Below are 12690 nucleotides of genomic sequence, written 5' to 3' on the forward strand. Positions count from 1 at the left end.
GATGTGACGCCCGGCCTGCTTACCCGGTCTCCCCCGGGGACCCGCCTGCACCGGTACCCAGGCGCCAGGCACGCGTCCCCCTCTCTCCCGGAACTGAAATGAACTCCTCGGAAAAACCCCTCGTTCGCGCAGGTCGGTGGCTGTTGTCGCTGGTCCTGGCCGTGTTCGGCCTGTGCATGGTCGGCGGCGGCATCTGGCTCATCGCGTTGGGCGGCAACTGGTACTACGCCATCGCCGGGCTGCTGAGCCTTGGCAGTGCCATGGGATTGGCGCGGCGACGGCCATCGGCCTCGCTCTGGTTCGGCGCCTTGTTCCTGCTCACACTGGCGTGGACCGTCTGGGAGGCCGGTTCACGCTATTGGGCCTGGGTGCCGCGCTTTGCGTTGGTGCTGGTGCTTGCCATCGGCTTCTCGCTGCTGCTGCCTACGCTGCATGCCCGCATGACCCGGCGCAGGGCAGGGGCGGTCACCGGTGTGCTGGTCGCCGCTTTCCTGGTTGCAACCGGGCTGGCCTTCGTACCGCAGGGCGTGACCGAAGCAGAGAATGTACCGGCCGTCGCAGGCAACGCATTCGAGGCGGCCACCGGGGCCGGCACGGACAGTGCGTTGCCGTCCACCGATTGGCCCGCCTACGGCGGCAACCAGGCCGCCATGCGCTATTCGCTGGCGAGCCAGATCACGCCTGGAAACGTGAAGAATCTCGCGGTGGCATGGACCGCGGAAGTCGGCGAGGTGCCGAGTGATTCGCGCTGGGGCGTGCAGAACACGCCGCTGAAAATCGGCGATTCTCTGTACGTATGCGGCTACCTCAATACGGTGACCGCATTGGACGCTGCCACGGGCAAAGCGAAATGGACCTTCGACCCGGGCGTGACGTCCAAGGCAGTGCCCTACACCCCGGCCTGTCGTTCGCTGGCGTACTTCGCCGAACCGGCCACCGACACCGCGACCGCGGGTGCCACCTGCGCGAGCCGCATCATCGTCGGCACGCTGGATGCGCGCATCATCGAACTCGACGCGCGTGACGGCAAGCGCTGCGATTCCTTCGGCAGCAACGGCGAAGTGAAGCTCACCGAAGGCATGGGCGAGGTGTACCAGGGTTACGTGGCCATTACCTCTGCGCCTGCGGTAGTGCGCGATACGCTGATCGTCGGGCACACCACCATCGATGGGCAGCGCGCTTATGGTCCTTCCGGCGTCACCAAGGCCTACGATGTGCGCACCGGCAAGCTGAAGTGGGCATGGGACGCGGCAACCCCGATGGATACCGCGCCGCGCGTGGGCGAGGACGTGTACAAGCGCGGCTCGCCGGACGTGTGGACCTCCTTCACCGGCGACAACAAGCTGGGCCTTGTGTACCTGCCGGTCGCCAATGCATCGGGCGACTATTATTCCTCCGAGCGCACGCCGGAAGAACTGAAATACTCGCCCTCGTTGACCGCGCTCGACGTGGAAACCGGGCAGCCGCGCTGGACCTTCCAGAACACCCACGCCGATGTGTGGGACAACGATCCGGGTTCACCGCCGACCCTGTTCGACTATCCGCAGGCAGACGGCACGCGCATCCCGGCGGTGATCTTCCCGACCAAAAGTGGCGACGTCTACGTGTTGAATCGCGAGACCGGCAAGCCGGTGTTCCCGGTGGAAGAGCGACCGGTGCCGCAGGGTGGCTTCGAGCCGGCGGCGCGTTCAAAGACGCAACCGTTCTCGCTGTTCAACAGCCTGGCCAAGGGAGACATGACGCCGGAGAAGACCTGGGGCCTGACCCCGCTGGACCAGCTGGCCTGCCGCATCCAATACCACCAGGCGGATTATCGCGGGCAGTACACGCCGCCCAGCGTGGACAAGCCGATCATCAACTATCCCGGCTATAACGGTGGCTCGGACTGGGGTGGCGTGGCGCTTGATCCGGCACGCGGCCTGATCATCGCCAATTACAACGACATGCCCAACTACACCCGGCTGGTCAGCCGTGCAGAGGCGGACAAGCTGGGTTGGAAGGCCCCGCAGATCATCAACGATCCCGGCTACAAGGCGCATGGCGAAGGCGCAGGCGATCCGCAGGAAGGCCTGCCGGTTGCCGTGGATGTCAATGCGGGCTGGCAGATGAAGTTCACCGGCATGCTGTGCAAGGAGCCCCCGTACGGTGGCATCCGCGCGATCGATGTGCGCGACGGTCGTACCGTGTGGGATCGACCGCTGGGTACGGCCCGCAAGAACGGTCCCTTCGGCCTGCCCACGGGGCTGCCCATCGTCATCGGCACGCCGAACAACGGCGGCTCGGTGGTCACAAAGTCCGGCCTGGTCTTCATTGCGGCGGCAACCGATGACCTGATCCGTGCCATCGACATCACCACCGGCAAAACCGTCTGGTCTGCTCCGCTCCCTGCCGGTGGCCAGGCGATGCCGATGGTCTACGAGGCAGGGGGCAGGGAATACGTGGTGATCACGGCGACCGGCCACCACTTCATGCACACCCCACGCGGCAACTTCGTGGTGGCCTACGCATTGCCGCAGTAGCACGACGTAGGCGCGACAACTGCCGGCGCCCGATCCTCTTTTCCTGATGGAAAGGGGTTCTGGCGCCGCGCAGCGGGGCGGACGGCGCTCATTCTGCACGGCGGTCATTCACCACCGGCGTTTGCCTTTTTAATTCGATGCGCTATGGCGCAGTGTCCACCCGCATCCTGGTCCCCGGTGCACCCACCACGTTACGCCGGCGTTCGCCAGCGCCCGCAGCGTAGTGACGGGGATGACGATACGTTCGACATGCGTCAGGTTGGCAGCACCGTCGTAGGTCGGTGCTGTTCCTTGATCGTGGACTCCGTTGACCGGCCTCAGTTGCACCACGCGAGCTGGCCGGGCACGCCGCTGCTACATCTCTTCCAGCTTGCGTTCCAACTGGATGACGAAGCAGGAGGGAAGTCGTGCACGGTCACGGGTACACGGCGGACGTGGATTGCGGCAGTGCAGTACGAACCACTTCACAGATTTGCTGTCGTGCCATTCCTTCAGCCATCCTTCATCCTTTAGACTTGACGCCTAAACAGCGCATGGAAGCGTCGTCCGCCGTCGTGGCCGGGTACGCGGACGTGTAGTGAAAGGGAGACTGGGGTTGACTACGAAACTGAGCTGGGGCGGCCGTATCGGCGCCGCCCTACTAGCTGGCTTGTGCGTGAATCAGGCTGCGGCCATCGAGCCATACCAGGAGTACCGCAAGCACATCGAATCGGCGCAGAACCTCACCGCGCTGAAAGATGACCTGATGGGCGACAACGTCAGCCTGTACAACGGCAAGACGGAGTTCGCCGTCACCGACATCACCCTGCCGGGTAACAATTCCCTGCCGGTGCAGATGCGTCGGCGCTTCAGCGTCGAGCTGGATCTGATCGGTGGCACCAACTACAACGCCAATCTTGACGGCGTAGGCGGCTGGGAAGTCGATGTGCCCAGCATTTCGGGGACCTTTCCGGCCAGCGGCTGGGGTGAGAACCGCTGTAGTGGGCACATGGTGCCCTCCTATCCACCAGCGTTCCAGTTGACGGAGATCTGGCAGGGTAATCAGATCCATATTCCGGGTGGCGGCGACCGCGCCATGCTGGGACTCAACGCCGACACGCCGCGCCCCAATGATGGCGTGGCCCGTAAATGGACCACAGCCCAGCGCGATGCCATCGACTGTATTCCGATGAAGTCTGGACTGGCTGGTGAGGGGTACCGGGTCAAGACCACGGAAGGCGTTTCCTACTACTTCGATACGGCTACCAGCCGACTGGCTGGCATCATTGACCGTTCGTTGGGCGAGGGTGGTCGTGCCCGTACGTCTCGCATGCGCATCTACGTGCAGGCCAGCCGTGTGGAAGACCGCTTCGGCAACTGGGTGCAGTACGCCTACAACGCGGAAGGAAGGCCGGTACGCATCTGGTCCAGCGATGGGCGCGAGATCGTGCTGACCTACAGCGGTGGCCACTTGGCGACGGCGACGGCAGCGGGACGAACCTGGTCGTATTCCTACGGTAGCGTAGACGGGCAGACCCGTCTTACGCGCGTCGCACTTCCAGACGGCAGCGCGTGGTCCTATGCGTACTCAAGTGCGTTGAGGACGGAAGAACAGTCATGGGATGGGAATTCCCGCCCCAACTGCGCTGAGCAGCCGCCTGAAGCTTTCGGCGAGTTGACGATGACGATCGGCCACCCCTCTGGTGCCGCCGGAACATTCCAGCTTCGCAATCTGCGGCATGGCCGCAGCGGCGTTCACATAAGCGAATGCCTGCAGCGGATAAGCAACGCCGTGGGCTCGGCAGGAACTTACTATTACGTGTTGGGGCGTCCCTTCTTCTTCGACGTCGTGTCGCTGACCAGCAAGACCATAACTGGCCCGGGGCTTTCCAAGCCACTGACATGGTCATACGCCTACGGCGGAGGAATGGAGCCGTTGTGGGGCAGCGCAGGTACGCCAGCAGTTTATCCTTGCACCACATGCAAAAAGGAAAAGAACGTAACCATCTCCAATCCGGATGGCACGCGGACCGTTCACCGCTACGGCACGCTTTTTGCGCTCAACGAAGGTAGGCTGCTCGGGACCAGTACGCTGGATGCCGCAGGCAATACGGTCAGTACGCGGTCCAGTGTCTACATGACGACGGGTGAAGTCGCAGGCCAGCCCTTTGCCCCAACCTACGGTCTGATCTACGGTAGTGATGACCCCAGCGTTGCCCAGGTACGACCGGTCGTGGCCGAGGCCATCGATCAGGACGGTGACAGCTACCAGACCAGTATGTTGGCTTTTGATTCCATGGCGCGCCCTACACGGGTCAACCGTTCCAGTGCCTACGGTTCGCGCACGGATACTACGACCTATCAGGACAACAGTGCATTGTGGGTGATGGGCCAGACGGCCAAGCTCACCAATGATGACACCGGGGCCGTTGAATCGCAGACGACCTTCGATTCGCTGATGCGTCCCATCGAAGAACGCGCATTCGGCAAGCTGAAGCAGGCATTGGGCTACAACGCCGATGGCACGGTGGCCTCTGTAACGGACGTGCTGGGCAACGCGACCACGTTGTCTGCATGGAAGCGCGGCACGCCACAGCAGATCCGCTTTGCCGACGGTGCAACGCAGTCCGCCGTGGTGGACGACAATGGCTGGATTGCCTCGGTCACAGACGAGAACGGAGCGACCACCCAGTACGGCTATGACGCCATGGGCCGCATTGCCAGCATCGACTGGCCGGCAAATGACAGCGTTGCCTGGACGCGCACCACACAGACGTTCTCTGCGGTGAATGGCGACGAGCATGGCATTCCGGCCGGCCATTGGCGACAGAGCACCATGACTGGCAATGCCCGCAAGAATACATATTTCGACGCGTTCTGGCGGCCGTTGGTGACCGAGGAATACGACAACGCAGCGCGCAGTGCAACGCAGCGTTATCAGCGGTTCGCGTATGACGAGGCTGGGCGTCGTGTATTCGCCTCCCATTGGGGGACCAGCGCGACCCTGAACGCGGGAAACTGGACGACGTACGATGCGCTTGGTCGGCAGCGTTCGGTTTCCGTCGATTCCGAGTCGGGTCTGTTGACCACGCTGACGGATTACCCTGGCGGCGGTCAGATGAAAGTTACCGACGCGCGCGGAAACATCACCACGACGCGGTTTCAGGCCTTCGGCGCACCATCAACCGATGCCCCAACCTTCATTTCTCATCCGGAAGGCGCGGTTACCGAAATCACGCGCGATGTGTTCGGCAAACCCCGTTCCATCGTTCGCCGTAACCTTGATGGCAGCACACGCATTACCCGCAGCTACGTCTACGACGCCAATCAGCGCTTCTGCAAGTCGATTGAGCCGGAAACCGGTTCGACACTGATGGGTTACGACGACGCGGGAAATCTGGTCTGGAGCGCGTCAGGTCTCAACCTCCCCAGTACAACGTCGTGTGACATGGCTTCGACCACCATCGCCGCACGGAAGGTGACGCGTGGCTACGACGCGCGCAATCGTCTGATCACCCTGCGCTTCCCGGACAAGAATGGCGACCAGGACTGGACTTACACCGCGGACGGCAAGCCGGCAACCATTACCACGTCGAACGAGGCGGGCACCGCCCAGGCCATAAACACGTACAGCTACAACAAGCGCGGAATGCTTGTTGCTGAAACGTCCAGTGAAAGTACGCTGGGTATTCAGTCCATCGGATATGCGTACAGCCCGCTGGGCGCGTTGGCGGGGCTGACCTATCCCAGCGGCCGCTATGTCGATTACGAACCCAATGCGTTGGGTCAGCCGACCAAGGCCGGCAGTTTTGCAACCGGCGTCAGCTACTACCCGAACGGTGGGATGAAGCAGTTCAGCTATGGCAATGGCATCGTCCACACGATGCAGCAGAACGCACGCCAGTTGCCTGCACGGGTGACCGACAGCCGCGGCGCACTTGATACCACTTATGAGTTTGATGCCAACGGCAACGTGGGGCGCATCGTGGATCACCTGGACGGCGCGCGCACACGGACGATGAGCTATGACGGCCTGGATCGCCTTGTGCAGGCGAACTCGGCGTCGTTCGGCGGCGATGGTGTGTTCCGTTACACCTACGATGCGGTGGACAACCTGCGTAGCGCGAAGTTGGGTGGGGTCAAGGACCACAACTACTGGTACGACGCCAAGAATCGCCTGGCCAACGTGCAGGACAGCGCGGGCGCAACAACCATAGCGCTGACCTACGATGTGCAGGGCAACGTCGCCAAGCGCAGCGGTGTCACGCACACCTTTGACTTCGGCAATCGCTTGCGCGCGGTGGCTGCCGCTGAGCGGTATCGTTACGATGCACAGGGGCGGCGCATCCTGTCGACCGCGACCAGCGGTGGCAGCACCATCCGCTCCCTGTATGGGAACGACGGCGTTCTACGCCGGCAGGACAATGCTCGCGAAGGCAAGAACACGGAGTACATCCAGCTCAACGGGAGCTTGGTCGCGCGCGCGATCCAGGTCGTTGCGCCGACCACGCCAGCGCTGACTGTTGCATCGTTCAGCAATAGCGGGACGTATGTGGTGAGCTGGACCGCTGTCAGCTATGCAACACGCTATGAATTGCGCGAGCAGCTCGGGACGGGTGCGTGGACCACTGTGCACAACGGCACAGCGCGAACCTGGAGTGCCTCTGCCAAAGCCGAAGGAAATTATGGCTACAGCATCCGTGCGTGCCAGCAGGACGCCTGTGGTAGCTGGAGTGCAACGGCCACGATCTCGGTGCAGAAGCCGCCCGCTGCCTCTGCAGTTGTCTCAGTTCCGACAACCGCGCTGAACGGCAACTATCCCGTCACCTGGACGGCTGTAACGGGCGCTGCCACGTACCGCCTGCAGGAGCAGATCGGCAGTGGTACATGGGCAACGGTGCAGGAGACTGCGGCGCGTAGCTGGGCGGTTTCGGGCAAGGCGACGGGCAGCTACGGGTACCGTGTCTACGCTTGCAACCCGGCAGGATGTGGAGCGGTGTCGGCTACCGCAAAGACGACGGTTCTTTATCCGCCGGCAAGCGCGCCGGGTATCTCCGCACCCGGTCAGAGTCTGGGGGGGGCCTACACCGTGAGCTGGAATGCGCTGGCTGCGACCACGCGCTACGGCCTGGAGGAAAGTGTGAATGGCGGCGGCTGGACGGTGGTGGCTTCCATTACCGGTACCAGTCAGGCGTTCAGCGGCAAGGGGACGGGTAGTTATGCATACCGCGTGCGTGGCGGCAACGATGCAGGGTGGGGTGCCTATTCGGGAACCGCGACCGTCTCGGTCATCCAGCCTCCGGGCGCGCCGGGGTTGAGCGGCCCGGCAAGCACTGGTAGTGGAAGCGCCACGATGAGCTGGAATGGCGTTGCGATGGCGGTGAACTACGTGCTTGAGGAGAGCGTGAATGGCGGCGGTTGGGGCGTGGTCCAGAACGATGGATCTACCCAGTCAACGCGCAATGGCCTTGGGTTTGCCACTTACACGTATCGGGTGAAGGCGTGCAATGCCGCCGGCTGCAGCGGGTATTCCAACAACGTGGCGGTAGTTTCCAACCCGCCGCCTGGTACGCCTGCAATCACCAAGTCGGTCAAGTATCAGTGGATCGTGAACCGTGCCACCAAGAACCGCTGTGAGGCGCAATGGACCGCTGTGACAGGGGCTGCAACGTATGAGTTCCAAGCTTATGGTGGCCGAACGCAGTACACCGGGCCGCTGACCTCCATCAAGTCTGAGGGCGCCGGATATTGTGCGTCCAGCCACATCATCCGTGCCTGCAATGCCAGTGGTTGCTCTGCATGGTCCAGTCCGCCTGTCAACCAGTCGTTGGTTGACCTGGGCGACCTCACTAACCCGTGGTGACGAACAGATGCGAACCATGAACATCATCAAGCGATTGGCCACGGGCGCTGTGTTGCTGGCAGGCACGTGGAGTGCCGCTGGCCAGGAGATCATCGAGTACATCCACACCGATGCGCTGGGCTCGCCGGTTGCGGTATCCGATGCCGCGGGGAACGTGACCGAGCGGACGGTCTATGAGCCGTACGGCGCGACCGTAGGAGCCGGTCCGTCGGATGCGCCGGGTTTCACGGGGCATGTCGCGGACTCCGCGACGGGTCTGACTTACATGCAACAACGCTACTACGACTCAGAGATCGGCGCCTTTCTTTCAGTCGACGCCGTCGCTGCTTACAGCGGTAGTTCTGCGAACTTCAATCGCTACCGTTATGGGAATGGGAACCCGCTCAAATTTCTTGATCCTGACGGGAATGATGCGATTTATTTCACAGACGCAAATGTAGTTGTCATACCCGTTCATTTTAGTGGTTCTGGTGCAACGCGAGAGAATGTTGGGGAAATCAAGCGTAGAGTGGATTCGCTTAAATCCGAATTCTCTGGGCTGAGGATAGTGCTTCAGCCCCTTCAGGCGCCAGGGGGTATTGGAACTAATGTTATGCAGCTCGAGGAGGGGAGGGACTACAAATCCTATCCTCGCGCTGGCGAAGGGGTTGACAGCTTTGGCGGAAACAAAGGCTATATTGACACGGGTGGGCTCAACTGGCGCGGAGCAGCGGTGCATGACATATTGCATTTTGCTGGCGCGCCTGAGGGCTATGCTGACTCAGGTAGCAGGGAGGGGCGTACATCCACCTATCGGCCTGGGTATTCGCAGAAACATATCATGGCTGATCGCAGTGGAAACTCGCTTCGCGCAATGGATGAGGATGCAATCAAAGGAAACTCCACTACATTCAGGCACCAATTGGGATCTTTCCAAGGGGTGTTCAGAGTGAGTGGTAGGATTGAATCAAAGCAGCTTGAGAAAAAATTGGGTGGTAAATAATGGGAAGAAATCGATTGTCGCTGAGCATGCGGGTAGTGAGATCCGCGTTTCTGCTTGGCTCTGGTTTTATGCTGGCTGGATGTGGCTACGCTCCATGTCAGGTTGTTGTTATCAACCAGATGCCTAGTGCGGGAATGGCGCAGTGGTATCAGGTAGAGCTAATGAGGCGTGTCCAGCTCGCGCATACGGCCGATTTAAATAATGGATCATGGCAAATTAACATCCGAGAGGTCAGGCCCTTGACTCGAGACGTTGTGCAGGCAGCGGATGGAAGCCCGCTGTCGAAACATTTGATCGACTTCGACGTGCAGGATCCTCAGTCGAATTCAGTAGAGGGTCGTTGCGATAATGGGTTCGATGAATGTATCGAACAGGTGCTGTTAAAGCTGCCCGAGCAGTGCGTCATGTAAGTTTTGCGACATTCCCACTTCTATTCGTGCAGGGTAAAGGTGGCTCATGTTGTTGGCTGTAGATGGAGTTGCCGCTCACAAGTCACCGCCGATGGAAGCGTCGAGGGTCCGCACGGGCATGGCGGGTTTGTACAGGAGGCTTCGAAGCTTCTGGCTTTTCCTTCTGGCAGCCTTGAGCATGAGCGTGTGGCCCGCTGCGGCCAAGGATGCAAAGCTCTGGCTCTATAGTTGTGATCACTTCCCCGGCTCAGCCTGCCCACGACTGCCCAACTTCATGTCGGTGTCCTATGAAGTGCCGACTGGCTTTGGAATTCATCAGGTCAGTGCAAAGTCTGGGATGTCGCTCACGCTGTACGAAGGCGATGCGCGATCTCGGAGCATCTCGGATGACGCACCGTCGTTGTCATTCAGTGCGGATGGTCGAGTGGTGACGGGCTATCAGCAGTCCCAGGGGACAGGCTGGGAGGTCGTTGATGTTGTCGTTCTGCAGGGAGGATCAGGCAAGGGCGCTGTGCACATGCATGTGGTGATCGAGAGTGAGGCCGAGCGTGCAGATGCCGCACGCGTTTTGTCTGGCTTTCGCCCATTTCGTTTGCGGATTTCCTGCTGGGAGGCCACGCAGTCTTGTCTGCGGGTGAACAGCATCGGAGAACGTATGGTTGCGTGGCTGATGGCGAGCAAGGTCGATGACGGCTAACCTGATGCGTGTGGGCCACGGCTGCGGTAATTGATCCAAAGAAAAAACAGGGTGACGACGACTTGCGCAAAGATGGAGCTGGATACGGAATCTGCCATTGGCGCGCTGCTTCATATGCTTGCACGGGCATGCCCTGACAGCTTTGGTGTTACCAGCATTTCCATCTCCCTTCGATTCATCAATCCTGTCTTGATTCCGGGCGAGGGCCTGTACGTTGACGTCGATTTTGGGTGTGCTGCCACGATTCGCGAGATGGGACCGTCGCCCGACACGCCGAGGTCAAGCGACTTCTTTGTCGGGCGGATTGAGTTTCTTGCGCGGGTATTCTTTTGTATTGGCAAGGCGGTTGATGCCACTCAACTCCAAGCGGATGGGCGGCTATCCATAGTCATTGCCGCCGTGGTGATCGAATTGTGTGTGTCCGTGGAAGACGACGGGCAGGATGATTCGGTGTGGGACGTTTCCGTGCAAAGGGCGGATGCTGGGCATCTTCCTGCGCAGGCCATAGCGTGCGTACCAGATGGTTCCGGTGTCAGATTTCTGGTCGATTCGGAGTCAAGGAGTAGTTTTTATGGCTGATGATGAAATCAGGGATGCCATCATCAATGGTATCCGGACCCTTCTTCTATCCGAGCCGGAGTGCAGGGAGGGCATGGCGCAGTGGAACAGTGATGCAGCGACCATCAAGCGGCTCATGATGCTGGAGCGAGGCGCCGTGGGTGTTCCGCATGAACTGTGGCATTACCTCGACGATGTGGATATCAGGGTGAAGGACAGGGATTACGCGAAGGCGCAGATTGAGCACGTCGAGGATCTAATTCGGCAGTGGACGAGCCGCAACGAATGATGGTTTTTTAAAGCAGGTCCTCGAAGGACTCCAAACCTCACCCCGCCGTAGGCCACACCAGCGTCCGATGGATCTGCGCCCCCGCCCACGCGCCATCCGCCACGGCCAGTGAAACCGAGTGCGGCATGCGCGCAACGTCGCCGCAGGCGAACACACCTTCAACGCTGGTCTCCTTGGCATCGGTGGTCTGCAGCTGGGTACCCATCGGCGTCTCCATCAGCGCACAGTCCAGGGTCTGCGCGATCGGCGTGGAAGGCGCGTTGAGCGAGGCGGTGAACAGCCCCGCAAAAGACAGCCGCCGCCCGTCCGCCAGCACCACATCGGCATGTTCTTCGATACGTGCGATGGGCGTCTCTTCGATGCGTACGCCACGCGCAACAAGTTCCTCGCGCGCCGCCGCATCCAGTTCGATGGCCCCGTTGAGCAGGAACGTAACGTTGCCCCATTCGGGCAGCAACTGCGCCTGGTGGATCGACATCGGCACCGCGGCAATCACCCCGATCTCGCCCTGGTCCAGCTCATAACCATGGCAGTAGGGGCAGTGGAATACGCTCTTTCCCCAGCGCTCGCGGATGCCGTCGATCGGCGGCAGCTCGTCCGATAAGCCGGTGGCCAGCAGCAGGCGACGGGCGCTGAAGGTGCCGGATGCCGCAGTCGTCACACTGAAGGCATCTCGCGTTCCCGATGCATCCAGGGCCACGTCTTCCACCCAGGTCAGGGTGGGGTAGGCCTGTAGTTGTTGGCGTGCGGTGCGGGCGATCTCGGCGGGGTCGGCGCCGTCCTGGCTGAGGAAGCCGTGCGAATCGGCGGCCACCTGGTTGCGTCGCTTGCCTGCGTCGATGATCAGCACGCGCCGCCTGGCACGTACCAGCTGCAGGGCCGCGGCCATGCCGGCGTAGCTGCCGCCGATGATGATGACGTCGTGGGTGTTCATGGATGCTTGCTCCGCAGATGGTGGGCGTGACGGCGTTTGAAGTCGGCGGCGAGATCGGCCAGTGAGACCGCGGCAAAGCGCTCCAGCAGCAGCGTTTCTGCCTGGTCGAAGGCATCGTCCAGGGCGGCGTTGACGGCCTGTTCGACCAGGCACTCGGGGTTTTCGTGGCGGTTGCCGATGGCGAACAAGGCCGGCTCACCGAGTGCCTCGTGCAGTTGGCGCAGGCTCACCTTGCTCAGGTCAGCCTTGATGCGCCAGCCGCCGGCGTGGCCGCGCACGGCGGCGACCAGCCCGGCTTCGCGCAGCAGGCCCATGGTGCGGCGGACCACCACCGGATGGGTGCCCAGGCAGGTCGCCAGCGCGTCGGAGGTCATCGGTCCGGGTTGCTCGGCCATGTGCAGCAGGGCATGCAGGACGGCGGAAAGTCGACTGTCGCGTTTCATGTAACTAATGATGTTA

Annotated in this window: 8 protein-coding genes; 6 read left to right on the forward strand and 2 right to left on the reverse strand. The window is 61.4% G+C overall.

Annotated features, from left to right (window positions below; all coding sequences use genetic code 11):
• Positions 1-98 precede the first annotated feature (98 nt).
• From IFT63_RS03285 to IFT63_RS03310, 6 genes are all read left to right on the forward strand, one after another.
• Positions 99-2519 carry a membrane-bound PQQ-dependent dehydrogenase, glucose/quinate/shikimate family gene (locus tag IFT63_RS03285; RefSeq protein WP_192083236.1) on the forward strand — a complete coding sequence of 807 codons (2421 nt, stop codon included), beginning with the start codon at positions 99-101 and terminating at the stop codon, positions 2517-2519.
• 595 nt (positions 2520-3114) lie between these two features.
• On the forward strand, positions 3115-8361 hold the full coding sequence (locus IFT63_RS03290) for an RHS repeat protein (protein ID WP_192083237.1): 5247 nt from the start codon (positions 3115-3117) through the stop codon (positions 8359-8361).
• Positions 8362-8377: 16 nt separating this feature from the next.
• The gene (locus IFT63_RS03295) at positions 8378-9343 is read left to right on the forward strand and encodes an RHS repeat-associated core domain-containing protein (protein WP_249404327.1); all 966 of its coding nucleotides are present in this window, start codon (positions 8378-8380) and stop codon (positions 9341-9343) included.
• 588 nt (positions 9344-9931) lie between these two features.
• Complete coding sequence (locus tag IFT63_RS03300) at positions 9932-10450, forward strand: hypothetical protein (RefSeq protein ID WP_192083239.1); 519 nt, start codon at positions 9932-9934, stop codon at positions 10448-10450.
• 72 nt (positions 10451-10522) lie between these two features.
• A complete protein-coding gene (locus IFT63_RS03305) occupies positions 10523-11029 on the forward strand; it encodes a hypothetical protein (protein ID WP_192083240.1) in 507 nt (168 codons plus the stop codon).
• On the forward strand, positions 11022-11297 hold the full coding sequence (locus IFT63_RS03310) for a hypothetical protein (RefSeq protein ID WP_192083241.1): 276 nt from the start codon (positions 11022-11024) through the stop codon (positions 11295-11297). Before IFT63_RS03305 ends, IFT63_RS03310 begins: the two co-directional genes overlap by 8 nt.
• Positions 11298-11334: 37 nt before the next feature.
• Here IFT63_RS03310 and IFT63_RS03315 read toward each other — a convergent pair whose 3' ends face one another.
• Both IFT63_RS03315 and IFT63_RS03320 read right to left on the reverse strand, forming a co-directional pair.
• Complete coding sequence (locus tag IFT63_RS03315) at positions 11335-12231, reverse strand: NAD(P)/FAD-dependent oxidoreductase (RefSeq protein ID WP_192083242.1); 897 nt, start codon at positions 12229-12231, stop codon at positions 11335-11337.
• Positions 12228-12674 (reverse strand): Rrf2 family transcriptional regulator, encoded by a 447-nt coding sequence (locus IFT63_RS03320; protein WP_192083243.1) that lies wholly within the window; start codon positions 12672-12674, stop codon positions 12228-12230. Before IFT63_RS03320 ends, IFT63_RS03315 begins: the two co-directional genes overlap by 4 nt.
• Positions 12675-12690 lie beyond the last annotated feature (16 nt).

The organism is Stenotrophomonas sp. CFBP 13724 (genome assembly GCF_014841975.1).
Taxonomy (GTDB): domain Bacteria; phylum Pseudomonadota; class Gammaproteobacteria; order Xanthomonadales; family Xanthomonadaceae; genus Stenotrophomonas; species Stenotrophomonas lacuserhaii.